Raw genomic sequence first — 22,258 nt, 5'->3', positions numbered from 1 at the left:
TTCCCCAAAACGCTTAACGATGATGCAAACGGCGGTAATCCGTAGTTTGTATATTCAACTTTTTGGAAAAAATGCGACTGAGATAATTCCCGTTCTCGAATCCGCACAGATACGCGATCTTTTGGAGAGATAACGTGCTTTCGGCAAGTAAACGTTTGGCCCTGTCCATTTTCAATTCCATGGCAAATTCCGAAGGTGTCATTCCCCATGCCGTTTTAAATTTTCGGGTGAATTGAACGGGAGTAAGGCCCAAATCATCCGATAGATTCTTCATGCTGAAGCTATATTCGAAGCAATTTTCATTAATCAGCCTCATGGCGATGCTCATCAAGGGATCGGGACTCCACTTCGGCTGTTTCAAAATATTCGCTTCCAAGCAGTAAAGCAGCCAAATGTCGTTTAGTAAATGATTTTTTCGATGAATGCTTGTCGCATCATGTTTGTTTTGCAATTTTCTCAGATAGTCATAGTTGGAACTCAGCCGTTCGTTGTTTTGCAAGGATATTTTGCCGATGGGAATATGGGATAACAGCCGGGGATCCGTGACGGTTTTTTGCTCCGCCATGCTTTTCCATTGGAAGTTGATCGAGAAGAAGGTCAGATTATGAACGATTTTCCGTCGGAAAGGGATATACGGCGGACTTAACACCAAATCCCCCGCTCTCCCGGTTCCCTTCTCTTCGCCTATCTCAAACTCAAAGCTTCCTTCCTCCACAGCGAATAAAATCCAGTTCGAATAAATATCAACACTTAACAAGAAATTGTCCTTGTTTGCCCAATGCATCGATTGTAGATAATGAGGGAGCACGCTATCAGCAGAATAGGGATTCAACTGAAACACTCCTTAACGATGAAATGAAATAAAGTGCTACGCCTATAGTAACATGGTGCATATCAAAAGGTGTAGCGATTTCCTATAATTTTGACTTATAAGCTTCATCGCTCCTTAAAGTAAGCGGATGCACGCAAAACGAGCTTAGGGAGTTTCTCTGCTGGAGCTAAGATCGGAAAATGGGGTGAATGGATGAGATCATGAAAAAGTGAACCGAACAAGCATTAGATCCTCTAACAAATACGCGGGGAACGGAGTGGTGATGGAAGTATTCCAGTATTTTTGACAGCGCTTCCATTTATGTCGAAAACGGTGAACAAATGAAGCGGACAAGGAGGAGCCGGTATGCTTGAGGAAAATAGGAATCGCAATGTCGGGGTTCGTGAGGAAGAAGGGGCGCAGGCGGAACCGGAAAGCAAGATTAGCCGGAGGAAGCTGCTGGCCTCATTAGGAATGGCAGGTGCTGCGATCGCAACACAAAGCGTGTTGTCCGGACCGTCAACGGCATTCGGGAAAGCGGAAAACTCGGTGCATGGAGCAGTCTATGGGAACCCGGACTATGGTGTTTCGGGATGCTGCTGCACGATCGTATCGGTAGACTCGATCGCCGACTTATTAAATCAGTCTGCAAGCGAAGACTTAACGTATGCGGTTAAGAGCTATTATGACGGTGAAAACGCAGGGGGCGGCGATTTTTTCTTTAAAGCTGACGAACCTAAGTCTAACCATAATGGCGGAGACATCATCAGCAGTACGGTGCCGTGGACGGGGGCGGCGTCTACTCATGCGGATTTTTTGAATGGCGCAGGCGAAACGGCCCCTTCTGGCAGCGGATGTTATATTCGTAAATCGTGCACGCTTACTCCCTATATGTTTGGATGCTTAAACGGCGTTGACCGAACCGCCGGGCTTCAAGCGTTTGCCGCTAGGGCATCAAACGTTAAGGGGGCTGTCAGTTGGGACATAGACATGATCGTATCCGACAAGATTGTATTTGCAGGAGGTGCGGTTGACAGGCCGTCTTCCATTCAAGGAACACTCAAGCTGCAATCGAACTACGCTTCTGCGGATTGGATGCTGGAGATCGATAATTTTCCAAATACGCATATAGGCAGCTTTATAGTGACAGGGAAGGGCTCGACAGTCTTGGCTCAAAGAACGAACCATAAGGGAGCCAAAATTACAAACGTATCCGGAAGCGTTTTTGGCCGTATGGAGGCTAAATACTTTAAGGTTCAGGGAATTGAGGTTCCGGATCTGGCTTATCACGTTAAGGTGGAGTCGATTCAAACGTTTTATTGCGGATTTGGGATTACCCCGGTAATCGGAGCCGTGTTTACCTACACCGGTCACACGCTTACAGGGCCATACGGCACCCATGTGCAATACACGGAGTTTACCGGCGTTACGAATATTCCTGACGAGGCGGAGGTCGGCGATAGTCTCGTAATCGGTAAAAACGATTATACGATTACCTCTATAGACAGAGGAGCAGGAACGGTAAAGGTGCAGCTGTGGGTAACGAATGATGATTTTGCATCGGCTAAAAGCCCTATGTGGTGTATTGGCTCGGGGTTTAAGGTTGCCAAAAGCACGACCGGTCCGTTCTCTGTCGGGGTTATTACTACTTTGGGGTGCTCCGTCGGATATTATGTAGCACAGCTCTATCCGGGATCGGTAGGCAAGTGCAGCGGCGAGTCTAATCTTATTACCGTTAAGCTAGGCACCGGACCCAATACCGGTCACCTTGGCGGCTCAATAGATACGGTATATGCCGAGGCAGGAAGGATAGCCGTTTCCAATAACAACGTTGTCGGTCACTACGTAATCGGCAATCTTGATCCGATGACTTGCGATCAGAGAATAAGCCAGTGCGTGGGTCGTTATGCGATAGATTTTGATGTAAGCAAAGGAGCGGTCGAAGCTGCCGATTTGGATTACCAGTCCTCTTCCGTAGCTACAGCTTACAAGAAACTGCACATACCTGTAGTCGATCCGTCAGTCTATGGGCCGGAGGTTCCCGTTACTGTCGTTACCGGTACTTCCGTAACGCTGAGCTTTATCCGCGATGATTTCATGACTTCCGGGATCTCAAGTAGGATCCTTGTATTTCCGCGCACAGGCATGCGCACGATCACGGTTACGGCGGGGACGGGAACAACGATCGGCAATCCGGCGGCGGCAGCTCAGACTTTAATCCTTTCCGGCCCTAGCCTTGTATTTGCCGAGTATTTCCGCGCTTCTAAGAATTGGATTATTAGCCGGTATGATGCAAGTTCCGTGCTTGCCGCAAGTACGACTTATAATGCGCCATCTTTATCCAGCGGCAGCCGCGACCCGGCACCGCCGGTCGTTACCGTTAATGGCGCGGCCTTTGGGGATTTTGTCGAGGCGACGTTAAATATTGATACGCAGGGAATCGAGCTGCACCCCAGAGTATCCGCTTTGAATGCCGTAACGGTTGAAGTAGTCAATCCGATGTCCAGTACGATTGATTTGCCTAATGCCACACTAACGGTACGTGTGCAAAAGAGATGATGGAAATGTTTATGTTGCACTTAATGGAAAAATAGGAGGATCGAAATGAAAAAAAGTTTTTCTCGTAAAGCATCGTTTTTTGTTTGTCTGCTGCTTTTGTTATCCTTGTTCGTGTCGCTCGTTCCCCCTCTTGCTTATGCCGAGGAAGCCGGGACTCAGAGCGATGCTGAAGGGAATGCGCCGGTAGCGGGGATTTCAAACGTTATGGGAGAATACCTTGAGCCAAACGAAGAGTCTGTTGAAGATCCTGATGCCGGCAAGCTGGAGCTTGTTATGGAAGGTGAAAGTCGTGCAGCTATCGTAGTAACGACGACTGCGACGGAGCTCGAGAAGCAGGCGGCACAAGAGCTGCAAAGCTATTTGAAACGGATATCCGGGACGGAGCTGTCTATTGTGACAAATGCAAGCGCTGTCACAGGTACGAAAATTTTTGTAGGAAGTGCTGCGCCTGATCCCGATCTGGATCAAATCCGTCAGGGTGGGACTGATCCTGATTCCTTTCGTCTGTCGGTAAGCGGCGAGAGTATTCAATTGGTCGGTCTTTCCGGCAGAGGTGTGTTGTTTGCTGCCTATGAGCTGCTTGAGCAGATCGGCATTCGTTGGTTCGCTCCCGGGGAGATCGGAACGGAAATTCCTTCTATGCAAACGATTCGCGTCAAGGAGCAGAATACAATCCAGCATCCGGGTATGACGACCCGAGTTGTCGGAGGGATGGAATATCTGTTCGCCCAGACCAAGATGGATTTCGTGGATAAGTTTGAGGGAACCCCGTGGCTGCAGCATAACCGCGGCAATAATACCATTCGTCTTAGCCAACACGGGCTCCTCTGCAAAATTACAGTGAAGGAACGGCCGGACTTGTTTGTTCAAGTGAATGGAAAGCCGACAAGCCAATTCGATGTAACGAAACCGGAGGTGCTTACATGTGTAGTTAATGAAGCGTTGAAGTACCTGGAGCAAAATCCGAATGCCAAGTATATAAACATGGGACCGAATGACGGCGACGATTTTGGTACATCTGACTGGGACGCCGTAGATTACGATCCGCTTATGGGCTCCAACTCCATAACCGATCGTTATGTAAAATTTTTCAATATGGTTTTAGAGCAAATTGAGCCCCAGTATCCTGATGTCGGCATAGCTTTTTTGGCTTACGTTCGCTACATGAGGGCACCGGTTCGCGAAATTCCCAACCCTAAGCTGCTGCCTGTTATTGCCCCGATTTCGGTCGAGCGCATCCATTCAATGGAGAATGACATGTCTTGGGAGCGGACTTATTTGAAAGGGCTCATCAGTGACTGGAAAAAATTAGGGGTAGATGTATCCTTCTACACCTATATGTATAATTTGGCTGACCCGGGGATGCCTTTTTCGATGATCAATCGAACCGTAGAGGAGATCAAGCATTTTCGCAAAGAGGGGATGAATCAGCTTGTTTTCGAAGCACTGCCGTCTTGGGCTTATCAAGGGCCGTCCTTATATTTAATGTCCAAATTAAACTGGAATCCGGAGCTTGACGTTCAGGAGACGTTAACGGACTATTTCTCCAAATATTATGGCCCGGCGGCGGAGCCCATGTGGAATCATTTTCGAAAGCTGGAAGATACGTTTATCCATGCGGATCACTACACCGGGGCTGTGTTCGATTTCTCGAAAATACTGACTGCAGAGGTTATGGCAGCTCTGGAGGACACGCTGGTCGAAGCGGAGGGCAAGGCGCCGGCGAATTCCGGATACGCCGAACGGATCAGGATGGTACGCGTCGCGTTCGATTTTGGGAAAGCGTTTACGAATATGCGTAATGCCTACCTCAAATTTGATTTTGTGAAGGCAAAGCAATATTACGACGAGGCGAAAGCGCTCTTAACGGTGGCTTCGTTTCACTCCCCCGTTATCATTCATCCTTTTGCGGGCGGATACTTGGATCTTTTTTGGAAGTACCAAATTGAGCAGGCATACGAACGGGTTACCAAAGGGAACAAAATTATTGCCGAGCTCCCTGATGAATGGTTGGCCATGTTTATTCCGGGAGGAAACGGCGAGAAGCTGGGATTATGGAAGCCGGGAGTCGGCACGCAATCGTGGATGAAGCTGAAGACATATTCCGATACGTGGTCCAATCAAGGTTTGCGTTACTACAAGGGGGAGGTTTGGTACCGTACTGCCGTTAACGTTGCGGATAAATATAAAGATAAACCGATTAAACTCTGGTTCGGAGACATTGACGAAAAACCGCGGGTTTGGGTCAACGGGAAGGAAATTCAGCCAAAGTCCAAAGGCATCGCAATGGTCATGCCGTGGGAATATGACGTTACGAGTGTTATCAAGTTTGGACAACCTAACGATATTGTCGTCTCTATAAACAATCAGTACTTAGATGAATTGGGCACCGGAGGCATTGTAGGCCCTGCAATTCTCTGGACGACTGCTTCCGAACCCGACGGAGAACCCGGCACTTCCATTGACAAAAGCATATTAACGGCTAACGTAACCTCGATTCCTGCAGGTGCGGAATTTAAGGTTAACTATGGACTTAGCGATGTTAGTCGAGCCGTTTATGCGCAGGACATCAACTTTGACTATGATCCTAACGTCATGGAGCTCGTGTCTGCAAGGCCGCTGATCGAAGGGGTTGCCATTGTCGAGACCGTCAAGGAACCTGCCGGCAAGCTTCGGTTGATTGTTGCCAGTCAAGGTCCGGAATACGCGGTTACCGGTAATGCGCAAGTGATTGAGGTTACCTTCAGAGCGAAAAATATTTTGCAAACGGCTTCAGGCGTGATTTCGATTACGAGCGTCTCTTTGGGAGATGCTCAAGGAAACGAATTTCAAACGGCATTATCGTCCGTCACCGTTGAGGTAACGGCAGGAAGCACGGGCGGAAACCATCCGGACATCAATCAAGACGGTAAAGTGAGCATAGGCGATTTGTCGTTCGTGGCTGCGCATTATGGCAAAGACAGCAGCAGTCCGAATTGGGAGCAAGTGAAGAAAGCGGATATTAATGGCGATGGTAAAATCGATATTCTTGATCTCGCCGCGGTTGCCAAAAAGATCGTGGAGTAGCGTAGGGAAAGGATGTTACTATGAATCGCAAAACAATCGTTTCTATCATACTTCCTCTGCTTTGTTTATTGTTGCTGCTTCCGACAAGCGTTTATGCGCAGACCGCCCCATCTTTTCTACTAACTGCAAATAACCCGGTTGAAGGCGAAATGACTATAACCATGAGCGGTAAAAATATTACCGATTTATACGCTTATGAGGCGAGGCTTACATTCGACCCTAGTATGCTTGAACTTGTGGAAGCCAAGTCTAATCTGGAGGGGTTTTCCGTTTCGCCTATTATTAAGGACAACGAGATCCTTCTCGCTCATACCAAAATCGGCAATGTGACCGGAGAAAGTGGGGATATCCTCATCGGTACGCTGATATTTAAGACCAAGAAATACGGGAAGTCCATTGTGGAATGGACATCTTTGGAAACGGTAAATCACAATTTGACCGGTCAAACCTATTCCATAAAAGAGAGCGTTTCCGTGAATACTGCAAAAAAAGGATTTGTAGATCTGGAGGGGCATTGGGCCAAGGCCGATATCGAGCTGCTCGCTTCGAAAGGCATTATTGAAGGAATGGACGAAGAGCATTTTGTACCGGAAGCCCATGTAACAAGAGCGCAGTTTGCCGCGATGATATCGAGAACGTTAAAATTCCAAACGAGCACGAAGGAAAATCCTTTCACTGACGTTTCGTCAGATTCCTGGTATAACGATGTTGTAAATCGCGCTTTTGCAGCAGGCGTTATCCAAGGCATGACGGAAACCAGCTTTGCTCCGGACAGAAATATCACAAGGGAAGAAATGGCTGCGATGATCGTCAGAGCGAGTAACTATGCATCGGGCTCTGAAACAGGGGAAAGCCATGAAAGCGATTTGCAGACATTTGCAGATTCAGAGGTTGCAAGCGAGTGGGCTAGAGAGGACATTCAAACGGCAGTTCGTTTAGGCATCATTAACGGCAGAGAGGAGAATCGTTTTGTTCCTAAGGATCAGGCAACCCGAGCGGAAGCGGCTGTAGTCATGAAAAGATTACTATTATCTTTAAGTCTGCTTTAATCGACTTATTACCTACAGCGGTCGTGTGTTTGATTCGAGGGGATGGAATCCGTGTTTAACGGCAAGAATGTATGGACTGACCTAGAAAAAGAGGAGCGTGGCGGTTTGCGCTGTGCTCCTCTTTGGATCGTGCAGCGGCAAAATTCGCTTAATACCTATTTTGCTTGCGGAACTCGGACGGGCTCATGCCCATTGTTTTGCGGAACACCCTGCTGAGGTAGAAGCCGTTCTCGTAACCGCATGTTCCCGCTATGACATCGAGCGTCCACTCCGTTGTCAGCAGCAGTCTGCATGCCTGCTTTACCCGAAACGTCGTTAAATATTGCAGAGGGTTGACGCCATAGCCGTTTTTGAATCTGCGGATCAGCTGCACGGGCGTCATGCCGAACTGATGCGCGACATCCCGGATTTCGATCGTTTCATGGGCATGGTGAATCAAATATATCGCGACATCGCGAATGAGTTCGTCATGTTCCAGTAAAGGCCCGGTATCGGGGGATTCCAGCGCCTGCTGCGCGATCATCAGCCATATGTCCGCCAAATAGTGCTGCTTCAGCTTTTGATTATCGGAGCTATAGGATAACTGCTGATCCGCCTGCCTTAAGCTAGTGTAGTTTTCGGACAATCGCCGGATCTGCGTCAGCGTTATTTTCCGTTGAGCCAAAAGAGGTTTAAGCTGCTGCGGTTCTCCTTCGGGGAGGGTGAACGTAATCGAATGAAAGCTTAAGGGCGTCAGCACGTTTCGATGAAAAGCAATTTGGGGCGGGCACACGACTACGTCTCCGAACTCGGCCACTCCGTAATTTTCTCCTATTTGGTATTCAAACTTTCCTTCCTCCACCGCAAAAAGGACCCAAGTCACATAGGTATCCGTTTCCATTAAAAATTTTACTTTTTTGAGCCAGTACATATGATAGACGTTTTCGGGCAAGCCTGCGGGCATCTCGCTTCACCTCTTCTGTCGTGAAATTTTGGATATGAATAAGAAATTTTATGAATTCAAATACGTAAATGAAAGATCGTAATATGTAATTAAAGATATCATAGCATGCAGAGGAGTCAATGGGAGATGGGGAAAACTGATACGAAAATGTTGGACACGGACGTTTTGATCGCCGGCGGAGGGATGACTGGGGTGGCGGCTGCATTGGCTGCGGCTCGCAACGGAGCCCGGGTCATTTTATGCCAGGACCGTTCCGTTCTTGGCGGAAACGCCTCGTCTGAGATTCGCATGAATATATCCGGCTCATCCACTATCGGGAAGGAACTGGAGACGGAGCGCAGAGAAAGCGGCATCATCGAAGAAATCGTGCTCGAATGCTCGGTCAGAAATCCGCAGCGGAGCGCGAGTATGCTGGACTTGATCTTATACGAGAAATGCCGCGCCGAACCGAATTTGACGCTGCTGTTGAATACGACGGTAGTCGCAACCGAAGTTGAGGGCTCACGTATTCGTTCCGCTTATGCGGTGAGAGAAAGCACGGAGGAAAGCTTTACGATTCGTGCCGACATTTTTGCGGATTGTACGGGCGACGGCAGGCTGGGATTTGAAGCGGGGGCCGCGTTTACGACAGGCCGCGAAGCGACCCATGAATTTAACGAGTCCGGCGCAAACCTGAACAGGGACGCTTATCGTCTCGGATCCTCCCTTTTGTTCACATCGAAGGACATGGGCCGCCCGATGCCGTTTACCCCGCCGAAATGGGCCCGCAAGTTTACGGAGGAGGATTTGAAGTTTAGAAGCCACGACGCCTGGGAGTTCGGCTATTGGTGGGTGGAATTCGGCGGCACGCTGGATACGATCAAGGATAACGAACATATTCGCGACGAGCTGCTGGCGATCATGCTGGGGGTGTGGGATCACATCAAAAATAGCGGCAATCACCCCGATTCCGAAAATTGGGCGCTGGATTGGTTCGGCTTCCTTCCGGGCAAAAGAGAGTCCAGACGATTTATCGGCGAGCACGTGCTGACCCAAAACGATATTCAGCAGGCCGTCGATTTTGATGATGTAATCGCTTACGGTGGCTGGTCGATGGATACGCATCCGCCCCAAGGTATCGATGCGAAGGACGAGGAGCCGTGCAATCAGCCGTTTACGCCTTATCTGTACGGCATCCCGCTGCGTTCGATGATTAGCGGGAACATTTCGAATCTGATGTTCGCCGGCCGCAATTTATCCGCTACCCATATCGCGTTCTCCAGCACCAGGGTAATGGCGACATGCGCGGTAATGGGAGAAGGGCTTGGAACGTTCGCGGCAACCGCGGTGAAGCGCAAGCTGCCGCTGGAACAAGCGTGGCGCGAAAGCGGCGTCGTGAAGGAGGCTCAGCAGCAATTGCTTCGGCAGGGAGCTTTTTTGCCCGGCATGATGCTGGAAGGAAATCTCGCGAAGCTTGCCCGGATTTCCGCATCGTCCGAGCAAATGCAAGGAAAATGTAGTAATGTTGTGGACGGGCATACTCGCGCGGTCCATGGCGAGAAGGGGGTACGTCACGACTTGACGTCAGCCGGCACGCATCGCTGGATGTCCGAACCGGGAGACGGCAGTCCTTGGCTGGAGCTGGAGTGGGAGGAGCCGGTAACGGTTTCCCGAATTACGATCGTTCTGGATACGGGGCTTCACCGTTTATTGATGCTATGTCATTTGGACGTGCTTCAGAATCATATGCAGTGGGGGCGGCCGCAAGCCGAAACGCTGAAGGAGTTTAAGTTGATTGCGCATGGCGAACAAGGGAGGACGGAAATCGCGCATATTAAGGACAATTATCAACGAATGATCCATCTGCCGGTAACGCTGAAAAATCTGAAGACGCTCCGTTTGGAGGCTATCTCTATGAACGGTTTGGACCATGCGCGGGTGGTTGAAATCGTTTGCGAGTAACGCCGCTTGCGCAAGGGTCCTCAGGAGGAGAATGAGATGAATAACAGCAAAGTCAGTCCTGTATGGCTGTATATGAGAAAAAACAAGTGGCTGTATTTCTTGCTAATACCGGGATTTGTATATCTGTTTATTTTCAAATACATTCCGATGTTCGGCATCGTCATTGCATTCCAGGATTTCAATTTGTTGAAAGGCATAACGGGAAGCGAATGGGTAGGCTTCGAAAATTTTCGCTATCTTTTCCAGTCGGACGATTTCTTCACGATTTTACGAAATTCGTTAATTATAAGCTTTTATCAAGTTTTATTCGGATTTCCCGCACCGATCATTTTGGCTATTCTGCTGAACGAAATGCGGAATCTGCTGTTCAAAAGAGTCGCCCAAACGGTGCTGTATTTGCCGCACTTCATATCGTGGGTGGTCATATCCGGCATCATTATCAACATGCTGTCCCCGTCGTCAGGCTGGGTTAACCGGCTGATCGTGGATTTCGGCGGAGAGCCGATTCATTTCCTGCTTAAGCCCGAATACTTCCGGACGATACTGGTTTCCGCGGAAATATGGAAGGAGCTCGGATGGGGAACGATTATTTACCTGGCCGCGCTTACGTCCGTGGACCCGTCCCTTTATGAATCGGCCACGATCGACGGGGCAAATCGTCTGCAAAAAATATGGTACATTTCGCTTCCTAGCATAGCGGCCACGATCGTCATTATTTTGATTTTGCGGGTCGGGAGCGTTTTGGATATCGGCTTCGAGCAAATTTTCTTGCTCTACAATCCGGCTACCTACAAAGTGGCGGATGTTTTTGAAACCTATACGTATCGGGTCGGCTTATTGGAAGGAAGGCTCTCTTTTACGGCTGCCGTCGGTTTGTTCAAATCGGTAGTCGGACTCGTTATGATCGTATTTGCCAATCGGATTGCACGATTATTCGGAAAGTCGTTGTGGTAGGAGGTGAAGAGGAATATGCACAAGAGAATCGAGCTTTTTGACATCGCCGTCTATCTAATCGTGTCTTTGATTTGCGTGGTCATGCTGTACCCTCTTCTGAACGTCGCCGCGGTTTCGATCAGCTCGCATACCGCGTATATGCAAAACCCGATGCGCATATGGCCGAGCGAAATATCGTTCGACGCCTATAAGGATATCCTTTCGCATCCCATTCTTGCCAGAAGCTATTTGAATACGTTTATTGTCACCGTCAGCGGGGTGGCGTTAGGCATCTTTCTGTACATCATTACGGCGTATCCGCTCTCCAAAACGCATCTGAAAGGCAGAGCGATTATGATCAATTTGGTCATTTTCACAATGCTGTTTAACGGCGGACTCATTCCGAACTTTTATTTGATTCGCTCGCTCGGCATGCTGGATACGCTGGCGGCACTCGTGTTTCCCGGATTGTTCACCGCGTTCAGCTTGATCCTGATGGTCAATTTTATGCAGAACATTCCGGAGGAGCTGGAGGAAGCCGCCAAAATGGACGGCGCCTCCGAGCCGTACATTTTGTTCAAAATTATCGTTCCGCTTTCCATGCCGATTATTGCCACATTGACGCTGTTTGCGGCGGTAGGTTATTGGAACAGCTTTTTCTCGGCGATCATCTACATCCGCAGCGTGGAAAACTGGCCGTTGATGCTGTTTTTGCGGGAGGTCATAGTAGGCGCCCAAATGCTGCAAATTTCTGCGGGGGGCAACAGCGCCGAGATCGGCAATATGAACGTCATGCCGGAGAAGCTGAAATACGCGACGATCATGATCGTCATGCTTCCGATATTGTCGGTATACCCGTTCCTGCAAAGGTTTTTCGTCAAAGGAATTATGCTGGGGTCCGTAAAAGGTTAATCTAAAGGGCCCTTGTCATAGATAAACACTCAAAGGGAGGCAGAAACAAGATGATTAAAAAAGTATTGGCGGGGGTAGGGGCTGCGGTGCTGCTCGCCGGAGTTACCGCATGCGGAACCAAAGACAAGCCGGCGGAAACCGGCGATCCGAAGCCGTCGGCGGCGGCGGAAACCGCCAAAGCCAAAGTAAGCATGAAGATTATGGGCAGTTTTGCATCCTCCAACTTGTCGGAAACGGACAAGCTGCTTGTTCAATCCATCGAGAAAGCAACGAATACGGAGATCAAATTCGACATCCCGCCGTCGACGGGCTACAACGAGCGGCTTCAATTATCGCTGACAACGGGCGATTTTGCCGACGTCGTCTGGTTTCCGAGTCCCAACGATGCCGCGTTCTTGAAAGCGGTTAAGGACGGCGTTATCCTCCCGATCGATGACTATCTGAAAAGCGCCGACAACGTTAAAAAATATTCGTACGACGTCTCCTGGGACGCCCTGCGAGTAAACGGCGACGGCAAAATTTACGGCATTCCGCGGACGACCGTTATTCGCTCCGACGGGTACTGGCTTCGAAAAGACTGGCTCGATAAATTGAATATCAAGATCCCGGATAATAACGAAATTACGCTGGATCAAATGATCGACATTATGCGCAAATTTTCCAAGGAAGATCCGGACGGCAATGGAAAGCAAGATACGTACGGGTTTGGAACGGCCGCAGGCGCCGATAAATCGATGAAGCCGATTTTCCAAAACGAGCTCGGTCTTTATGGCTGGCAAGAGTCCGGCGGCGGAGAGTACAAATACATGAATCCCCAATATGATGTGAACTCCGATCAATATACGAAGGCTTTGGAGTTAACGGCAAAGCTGTTCAAAGAAGGGTTGATCGATCCGGATTCGCCTTCGATCGACGGCACTAAAACGCTGGAACGGTTTCAAAGCGGCAAAACGGGTGCAATCGACGGGTTTGCAGGTCACTACGAAACCTTCCTGACCGCCGGTAAAAAGATCAATCCGAATTTCGAGCTTGCCTATGTATTCGTTAAGAACGAGCAAGGCGAGATGAAGGGACTGGGGCAAGGAACGGGATTGTGGGGCTTCTGGGCGGTAACGCGCAATGCGAAGGATCCGCAAAAGGTTGTCGACGTATTCGACTACATGCTGTCGGACAAAGGCTGGGATTCCATCTACACCGGCGTGGAAGGGCAAGATTACAAGGTGGAGAACAACAAGCGCACCTATGTGGAGCCGCCGAAGGAAACGTTCGTCCGCAAAAATATGGTTCGCCGCGCCAACGATTACATGTTCTTCATCAACCCGGCTATGTCGGAGGAAATGAAGCAAAAGCTCGTGCCGAATATCGAGAAGGCCGTAAAAAGAATCGTGATGTCCAAGGACCGCGATTTCACGCCGGCGATCGCAAAGACGCCGCCGTATCTCGACTTCAACAAAAAGTTCAGCGAAGTGACGACCAAAATCATTATCGGCGATGCGGAGCCATCCGAGTACAAGAAGGTGCTGCAGGACTGGAATACGAAATTCGGCAAAACGTATCTGAAGGAAATGAACGATTATATCGCCCAAATGGAAAGCAAGAAGTAATGTGAAAGGATTGTTCACACTCCCGTTTTAAACATCCTCTATTGGGGGTGAAACAATAAAGCTTGGCCATCAGGCCCGAGCCTCTCGGATGTTCATTCCGGGAGGCTTCAAAACCTGCCCAAAAACGATATTCAGCAGCTGTCGATCACTGATGTAATCGCTTACATATATTGGTCGATGTATACCCATCTTCCTCCGATCATCGATGCGAAGAACCTCAAATCATTAGGGCGTGCCTGAATACTCCGAGGACACGCCCCAGGAAAAGGAGTCGATTAACTTGAAAATAAAGCGTTTTCTTTGCTGGGGAATGATCATGGCGCTGTTGTTTTCTTTCGTTCCCTCGGTTTTGGCTGAGAATGACTCAACCGGTTTGCCCGAGGAGACTGGCACGGAAGCTTTGCAAACCGTGCTGAATGATACATATTCGAAGGAAGCTTTGCAAACCGTGCTGAATGCTACGTATTCGAATCTCGTATTGGTCGAGAACGGAATCGCCAAGTCCACCATTATTCTTTCATCAAGTGCAACCGAACCGGAACAGAAGGCGGCACAAGAACTCAAAAACTACGTCAAACAAATATCCGCAGCGGAGTTGCCTGTTGCCAACAATCCGGCCGGTGTGGCCGGAATTAAGATCTATATTGGAAGCGCCGCCCCAAGCCCCGGTAAGGAGGCAATCCGGGCAGGGGGAAATGAACCCGACTCCTTCCGGCTGCATGTAGCCGAGGAGGCCATCCAACTGGTGGGATTGGAGGATAGTGACAAAGGAAGTCTTTATGCCGTTTACGAGCTCCTCGAGCAAATGGGCGTACGGTGGTTCATGCCCGGTGAAATCGGAACGGTCGTTCCGGATCTGGAAACCATTGCGGTCCGTTATCAGGACACCATCCAGCACCCGGGACTTTCTTTCCGTTTTTTCCAAGCGGCCACGCCATACTTATGGGCCACCGGTATGCCGATGGGGGTTAATCTGGAAGAGGCAACACCCTGGGTCGAGCATGTGCGCCTTAATCAAAAGACAGTAGGCGCGCATGAATTGTTGAGTACCCCTCCGTCGAGATCAACGCGCGCGGATCTGTATCTGCCCAACGCCGACGGAACACCGTCGATACACCTCGACGTGACGAAACCGGAGGTGCTGGATCTTGTCGTAGCGGAGTCGCTTGCCAAATTGCGGAAAAATCCCAGCCTTGAATATCTGAGTATGGGACCAAGCGATGGACATGTGTTGGTGCTCAAGCCTGACCCCGAATGGGACGGGGACGATCGAGATGTATTAACAGGAGCGTTATCAACGACGGATCGCTATATCAAATTTTTTAATCTTGTTTTGGAGGAGCTTGGAAAAGAAGGCTATCAAGATGTGAAAATTGTTTTCTACGCCTATAACACTTACTATAATCCGCCGGTACGGTGGACGCCAAATCAACGAATTGTACCGATGATTGCTTCCCTCACCCTGGATCGGATACACAGCATCGGAAATCCGCTTGCATGGGAGCGTAACTATCTTAAAGAAGTTATTGACGGCTGGAATAAAATAAGCCCCACGGTGATGATTTATGACTATCTTTATAACCCTGCCGATCCGGGCCTGCCTGTTTCACTGGCAGAACGAGTAGGCACAGAGTACAAGTATTTCAAAGATCATGGTGTTGTAGGGATACGCGCTGAGACTACGCCGGAGTGGGGGTATGGCGGCCTGGGGCTTTATCTGGCAGCCAAGATGATGTGGAACCCCGATCTGGATGTGGCAGCTTTGCGGGAGGACTACTTTACAAAGTTTTATGGACCTGCGGCAGCGCCGATGGAGGAGCATTTTGACATCTTGGAAAATGCTTTTGCCAAAGCGGATTATTCTGCCGGAAACATTTATGATTTTCCACACATTTTGACCGATGAAGTCATGCAAGAGATGGCAAGAACACTTGGGGAAGCAAAGGCGAGGGTGGCGTCGGATTCGGTATATGCCAAACGGATTGATATGATCAGCATCGCTTACGGGTTCAGTGATAATTTCCTTGACATGATCGAGCAGTTCAACCGCTTTGATTTTGATGCGGCAAAGGAAAAGCTCGATAACGTTTATGACTTTAGGGAACAGGCTGCTCTTCACTCTCCTGCCATTTTAAGCAGCTATAAAGCCTATACCTATGTAGAGTGGTTTTTTGACAGGATGGTAAATGGCGGAAAACAACGGACCAGCAATGGAAATCGATTGGTTGCTGAGCTGCCGGATGAATGGAATGTCAAGCTGTTCCCCAATGCGTCCGGGGTTGACCTGGGGCTTTGGAAACCCGGCTTGGGGACGGAATCGTGGAGGAAGCTGAAAACCTATTCCGAGACCTGGTCCGATCAAGGACTTCGTTACTATAAGGGACATGCCTGGTACCGGACAACGGTAGATGTCGCTAAGGAATTTGACACCGGAAAACCGATTCGGCTTTGGTTCAGCAGTATCGATGAGACAGCCAGGGTCTGGATGAATGGCGAAGAGCTGTCCTTGGTGCAGAAGGGTACGGGTTTGACAAAACCTTGGGAATTTGACGCTACGCCGGCGGTTAAATTTGGCGAGCCCAATTTGATTGTTGTTGATGTGCGTAATGAAGACATCGATGAACTGGGTACCGGGGGGATCATGGGTCCTGCCATACTCTGGCAGGTCAATACGGAGCTGGATTATCTCCCGCCTGCAGATGTGAAGAACTTGAAAGCCGTGCACATCCCCGGCACCGACACCGTGAAAGTAACCTGGGATATACCCGCAGATAATATGGGAGTTACGGGATATCAGTTGGAAATGCTGAACCGGGAGAGCGTAGGGGGAGTACTTGGATCGGTAGTAACTACGACAAATGAATATATCGACACCGGAATGAAACCCGGCATGGAACGCAGGTACAGGGTAAGGGCAATAGACGCCGGCGGAAATAAATCGGCTAACTATAGCGCCTACGCACGTGTAACGATGAATCCGCCCTCAACGGTGACGGGTTTGAAGGTGAAGCAAATCTCCGCCGACAAGGTATATATAAGCTGGAACCCAGCTACCGTTTATGAAGATTTCGCAATTGCCGGGTATAGCCTGGAAGTGCTGAACCAGAATCCTCCGGGGGGAGTGCTTGAAACGATCAAAACGTCAACGAATGCATATACCCTCAGCGGACTGCAACCCGGTATGATACGCAGGTTCAGGGTGAAGGCAATCGATACGGCCGGAAATATGTCTGCTGACTATAGCGCTGTAGTGCAGGTGACCATGTCGGAAAATGTAACGCCTGCCGCCCCGCCCGCAGCCCCAACGGGTTTGAAATCGGAGCCGGTCGCTAACGGTGCGATGAAAATAAGCTGGAATCCGTCGACATCTGATGTAGGAATTGCTAAATACATGTTGGAGGTATGGGATGTAGACGGCGGTGCAGGACGACTCCTGACGGTAGAAGCAACAACAAATGACTATACCTTTACCGATTATTTTAAAATTGGCATCGTACGCAAGATAAGGGTGCTGGCCGTAGATAATGCCGGGGGCCAATCTGCTGCGAGTGCTTTCATTACCCTAAAAGTCCCGCCTACAAAACCTGTGCTGACCGTTGAGCAAATCTCCGGCACCGAGGTGGCCATAAGCTGGACTGCATCCGAATCGATTTACGGGATGAAGGAATATGTTTTGGAATTGCTGAATCCGGACCCTCCGGGAGGAGTCAACAAAGAACTAATGAGAGCGTTAAACACGGAATTTACCCACACCGGACTGACAGTTGACGGTAAGACGCTCAGATACAGGGTAAGGGCAATCGATAATTACAGTACAGCGTTCCCGAATGTAAGCTCTAGCGACATAGTGGAGATCATCATGCAGCCCAAATGACCCCCTAGGGCGTGTCTGAATACTCCGAGGGGAGCAGATTTTGCCGAATTTTCGTTCTAGGCAAGGCGCGTTTGTGAAGGCGTACCGGGGGTACGTCAAGCAAACGGAACGAAGCATAGGGCGAAAAGGCGGTGAAAGATGACCCCGAGCGGGTTTTCAGACACGCCCTCAATTATTGATAAAAGGAGTTGAGTATTTTGACAAGAAAGCTTTTGCTTTGCTGGGGATTAATCATTGCGTTGTTGTTTTCTTCGGTGCCCCAGGCTTTGGCTGCAAATGGCCAAACCGGTTTAACTGAGGGAATTACGGTGTTGAATGAGACGGGTCCTAAGCTCGTATTGGTCGAGAACGGAGAATCCCGGTCCACGATCATCTTGCCGCAAAGTGCAACCGAATATGAAAAGAAGGCGATGCAGGAACTCAAAGACTACATTCGGCAAATATCCGGAGTGGAGCTGCCTGTTGCCGAGGACGCGGCCGAGGTGGAGGGAACAAAGATTTATATCGGAAGCGCCGCTCCAGACCTTGATGCAGCTAAGGCTGCAATCCGTGACAAGGGAAATGAACCCGATGCGTTCCGGCTGTACGTCGAGGAGGGAGTCATTCAAATAACAGGATTGGATGACAACGACAAAGGAAGCCTTTATGCCGCTTACGAGCTCCTGGAGCAAATGGGTGTGCGGTGGTTCATGCCCGGTGAGATCGGAACCGTAGTTCCGTCGATGCGTACAATTGCGGTCGGTTATCAGGACACCATCCAGCACCCGGGCTTTGATTTCCGCTTTTTGCAAGCTGTTGCGCCATATGTCGTGGGCGCCGGTTTGCCGGTGGGTGTCAATCTGACAGAAGGTGCGCCCTGGGTCGAACATGTGCGTTTGAATCAGAAAACGTTGGGAAATCACGGCTTACTCATTACATCTCCTACGAATAAAGAACGCCCTGATTTATTTCTGCCCGATGCTAAAGGAAATCCGACCGGACAATACGATGTGACCAAGCCGGAGGTGCTGAACCTTGTTGTGGCGGAGGCAATCAGAAGATTGAATGCAGACCCCAAGCTTGAATATTTGAGAATGGGACCCAATGACGGACCTGTCTTGGTACTCCAGCCTAACCCGGAGTGGGACGGGAATGTTAAAGGTGCCATACATGGAGGAACATTATCGTTAACGGATCGTTATGTGAAATTTTTTAATCTTGTTTTGGAAAAGCTCGATGCTGCCGGCTATCATGATGTAAAAATTTCTTTCTTCGCTTATGACGAGTATTATTATCCGCCGGTCAAGCATGTGCCGGACCCGAGGATCATCCCGATCATCGCTTCCATCAGAACGGACAGGATGAAAAGCATGGAAAATCCGCTTTCGTGGGAGAGGCAGCACATCAAAGACGTGATTGACGGCTGGAAAAGGGTAAGCCCTAACGTCATGATCTATGATTATCTTTATAACCTTGCCGATCCGGGGCTGCCTTTTTCACTGACAGAAAGAATAGGCACAGAATACAAGTATTTCAAAGACCAGGGTATTATCGGCATACGCGGCGAGGCGCTGCCGGCGTGGGCGTATCATGGACCGGCGCTCTATTTGGCAGCCAAGATGATGTGGAACCCCGATCTGGATGTGGAAGCTTTGCTGGAGGACTACTTTACAACGTTTTATGGACCTGCCGCAGAGCCGATGAAAAGGCATTTCGAAATTTTGGAAAACGCTTTTGCCAAAGCGGATTATTATGCGGGAAGTATCAATGATTTTCAACATATTTTGACCGGCACTGTCATGCAGGATATGGAGCAGTCGCTAACGGAAGCTGAGGATGCGGCGCAAGGGGCATCGGATCCGGTATATGCCAGCCGGGTCAATATGGTGCGTGTTGCTTTTCGCTTTGGCGACAGCTTCCTGCAAATGAAGGAGCTGATTAACAGCTTTAAGTTTGTTGAGGCAAAGCAAACCTTTGATCAAATTACTAAAATAAGAGAAGATGCGGTTACGCACTCTCCTGTCGCGCTCAACACCCTTGCTTCCTATAATTATACAGATTGGTTTTTTGATAAAATCACCAATCAGGGAAGTCAACGGCTCAGCAATGGAAACCGCATGGTTGCCGAGTTGCCGGACGAATGGAATGTTATGCTGTTTCCCAATGGTTCCGGAGATAAATTGGGGCTCTGGAAACCCGGCGTGGGAACGGAATCCTGGATGAAACTGAAAACCTATTCAGAGTCCTGGTCCGATCAGGGGATTGGGTATTACAAAGGACATGCTTGGTACCGAACAACGGTTGATGTGAACCCGGAGTTCAATACAGGAAAACCGATTCGGCTTTGGTTCAGCAGTCTTGATGAGACAGCCAGGGTCTGGATGAATGGTATAGAGCTGAATTTGTCAGCGAATGGCAAGGGCAATGCGATGATGAAACCGTGGGAGTTTGACGCTACGCCGGCCATTAAATTTGGCGAATCGAATTTGATTGTTGTTGATGTGGGGAATGACAGTCTAGATGAGCTTGGTACCGGGGGGATAACGGGGCCTGCCATGCTTTGGCAGCTCAATACGGAATTGGATGTTACACCGCCGACAGCTCCAGAGAATTTGAAAGCCGAGCAAATTTCCGGAAGTGAAGTGCGTGTAAGCTGGTCACCGGCCACTGATGACGCAGGTGTTGCCGGATATATTCTGGAAGTGTTGAACCCTGCATCAATAGGAGGGATTAACGGGACGGTCAGAACGGATTCGACAACGTATATTCACACCGGACTGGAACCGGGTATGGAACGCAGGTATAGAGTAAAGGCCATCGATGCTGCCGGAAATATATCCGGGATTAAGGATGTAGTGACTATAAAAATGGTACCGCAGGTTGACAAGACCTACACAGTTACCTTCAACAGTAATGGGGGCAATGGGGTATCAGCGATTACCGATGTCCCAAGCGGCAGTGCAATCACAGCACCGACGCTGCCTACCAGAGAAGGATATACTTTTGCCGGATGGTACAAGGATGAAGTGTTAGAAACAGCATGGAATTTTACGACAGATGTAGTGACTAGTGATATAACACTGTATGCAAGGTGGACGGTGAAGGAGACGCCAAATCCGGAACCGACGCCGACGCCAACACCGACGCCAACACCGACGCCAACACCGACGCCGACACCGACGCCGACATCGACATCGACATCGACACCGACGCCGACGCCGACACCGACACCGGTGCCTGAAACGAAGGTTGAGGATGGGCAGGTAACAACGACGATATCCGCAAAGCCCGCGACGGATACAACCGAAAAGGCTGTAGCGTCAATATCTGAGAAACAGTTGGAGGATGCAATCGCAAAGGCTGCGGCTGAGGCGGCTAAGCAAGGTACAGGGATAGAAACAAAGATTAAAATCGAAGTGAATGCGGGCACCGATGCCACGACCGCAGGTGTCAGCCTGACAGATGCAGCTTTGAAAACATTCGTAGATAGCAATGCGGATTCCTTGGTCATTTCTACACCGTTCGGAACCATGACCTTTGATAAAAAGGCTGCGGAGGGCATTTTAAAGCAGTCGGCGGGAACCATTACGATGACTGCCACGAAGGTTGCAACATCAGAGTTGACGGCTGAAATCCGGAATAAGGTCGGAGACAGACCGTTTGTGAGCTTTGATGTTACCGGCAGGGAAAAGGGGATCGTACATTTTGGCGGTAAAGCGGAAGCAACCATTCCTTATGTGCTTAAGGCAGGCGAAAATCCAAATGCAATAGTCGCCTATACCATTAATGCGGCAGGGAAACTTGAAATCGTGACCAATTGCGTATATGACCCGGCAACAGGAACACTGACTTTCAAGGTAGAAGAAGCCTCGAAGTTTGCAGTCGCCTATAACAAGGCTGACTTTGCGGATGTGGCGGAGGGTGTATGGTACTATGATGCAGTAACCTTTGCGGCAGCAAGAGGAATCACCACAGGAGTGGGCAATGGAAACTTCGGCTCGACTGACAGTGTAACCCGAGCACAAGCTCTGGTTATGATTATGAGAGCCTTTGGCATCACTCCGAACGAAAACATCGAAAACAATTTCAGCGACGCAGGGAACACCTATTACACCGGATACCTTGCGGAGGCAAAGAAACTGGGAATCACCGGCGGTGTGGGCGACAACAAATTCGACCCCGACAGACAGGTGACCCGGCAGGAATTGTTCGTATTGGTATACAATACGCTTAAGAACATAAATGAATTGCCGGCAGCAGGCAACGTCAAAAACCTGGAAGAATTCAAGGATGCAGGGAAGGTTGCCGGTTATGCAAATCATGCAATTGAACTGTTTGTGAAAGCCGGAATTATCGCCGGGACCAATGACAACATCCTGCCGGAGGATTCGGCAAGCAGAGCGCAGTTTGTGCAGATCCTCTACAACATCATGAGTAAATAATAATAAGCAGGTACAACGGGGCAAGTGTGAGCATGTGACTATGCCCCGTTGTAATATAGAAGGTCTCCTAATAAGAAGGTTGTTATCCTCGTTAGACCTGTTGTAAGCGATTTCGGTTGGCGAAAAATCATAGGATTTTTAGGGA

Annotated in this window: 11 protein-coding genes; 9 read left to right on the top strand and 2 right to left on the bottom strand. The window is 49.4% G+C overall.

Annotation, left to right across the window (positions count from 1 at the left end):
- Positions 1 to 13: 13 nt before the first annotated feature.
- Positions 14 to 832, bottom strand: coding sequence for a helix-turn-helix domain-containing protein (locus DQG23_RS11760; protein ID WP_113031029.1), 819 nt, complete (start codon positions 830 to 832; stop codon positions 14 to 16).
- A 345-nt stretch (positions 833 to 1,177) separates the two neighbouring features.
- On the opposite strand from DQG23_RS11760, the gene DQG23_RS11755 reads away from it, so the two are divergent.
- From DQG23_RS11755 to DQG23_RS11745, 3 genes are read left to right on the top strand one after another with little or no spacing between them, the layout of a single operon-like run.
- A complete protein-coding gene (locus tag DQG23_RS11755; protein ID WP_113031028.1) occupies positions 1,178 to 3,370 on the top strand; it encodes a hypothetical protein in 2,193 nt (730 codons plus the stop codon).
- A 45-nt stretch (positions 3,371 to 3,415) separates the two neighbouring features.
- On the top strand, positions 3,416 to 6,436 hold the full coding sequence (locus DQG23_RS11750; RefSeq protein WP_113031027.1) for a DUF4838 domain-containing protein: 3,021 nt from the start codon (positions 3,416 to 3,418) through the stop codon (positions 6,434 to 6,436).
- A gap of 20 nt (positions 6,437 to 6,456) precedes the next feature.
- Positions 6,457 to 7,485: an S-layer homology domain-containing protein gene (locus DQG23_RS11745; RefSeq protein ID WP_113031026.1), complete on the top strand. Its 1,029-nt coding sequence runs from the start codon at positions 6,457 to 6,459 to the stop codon at positions 7,483 to 7,485.
- A gap of 148 nt (positions 7,486 to 7,633) precedes the next feature.
- Here DQG23_RS11745 and DQG23_RS11740 read toward each other — a convergent pair whose 3' ends face one another.
- Positions 7,634 to 8,428, bottom strand: coding sequence for a helix-turn-helix domain-containing protein (locus DQG23_RS11740; protein WP_113031025.1), 795 nt, complete (start codon positions 8,426 to 8,428; stop codon positions 7,634 to 7,636).
- Positions 8,429 to 8,554: 126 nt separating this feature from the next.
- On the opposite strand from DQG23_RS11740, the gene DQG23_RS11735 reads away from it, so the two are divergent.
- From DQG23_RS11735 to DQG23_RS11710, 6 genes are all read left to right on the top strand, one after another.
- Entirely contained in the window at positions 8,555 to 10,369 is a 1,815-nt protein-coding gene (locus DQG23_RS11735; protein WP_113031024.1) for an FAD-dependent oxidoreductase, read from the top strand.
- A 36-nt stretch (positions 10,370 to 10,405) separates the two neighbouring features.
- Positions 10,406 to 11,323 carry an ABC transporter permease gene (locus DQG23_RS11730; protein ID WP_238177850.1) on the top strand — a complete coding sequence of 306 codons (918 nt, stop codon included), beginning with the start codon at positions 10,406 to 10,408 and terminating at the stop codon, positions 11,321 to 11,323.
- 15 nt (positions 11,324 to 11,338) lie between these two features.
- A complete protein-coding gene (locus tag DQG23_RS11725) occupies positions 11,339 to 12,214 on the top strand; it encodes a carbohydrate ABC transporter permease (protein WP_113031023.1) in 876 nt (291 codons plus the stop codon).
- 50 nt (positions 12,215 to 12,264) lie between these two features.
- Positions 12,265 to 13,818: an extracellular solute-binding protein gene (locus DQG23_RS11720; protein WP_113031022.1), complete on the top strand. Its 1,554-nt coding sequence runs from the start codon at positions 12,265 to 12,267 to the stop codon at positions 13,816 to 13,818.
- A 280-nt stretch (positions 13,819 to 14,098) separates the two neighbouring features.
- Positions 14,099 to 17,692 carry a DUF4838 domain-containing protein gene (locus tag DQG23_RS11715; protein ID WP_113031021.1) on the top strand — a complete coding sequence of 1,198 codons (3,594 nt, stop codon included), beginning with the start codon at positions 14,099 to 14,101 and terminating at the stop codon, positions 17,690 to 17,692.
- 197 nt (positions 17,693 to 17,889) lie between these two features.
- Positions 17,890 to 22,113, top strand: a complete 4,224-nt coding sequence (locus tag DQG23_RS11710; protein ID WP_113031020.1) for a DUF4838 domain-containing protein — start codon at positions 17,890 to 17,892, stop codon at positions 22,111 to 22,113.
- Positions 22,114 to 22,258 lie beyond the last annotated feature (145 nt).

This window comes from Paenibacillus contaminans, assembly GCF_003285015.1.
GTDB classification, from domain to species: Bacteria; Bacillota; Bacilli; order Paenibacillales; family NBRC-103111; genus Paenibacillus_V; species Paenibacillus_V contaminans.
The sequence above is the reverse complement of the archived record's forward strand: the minus strand, read 5'-3'. Positions and strand labels throughout refer to the sequence as shown.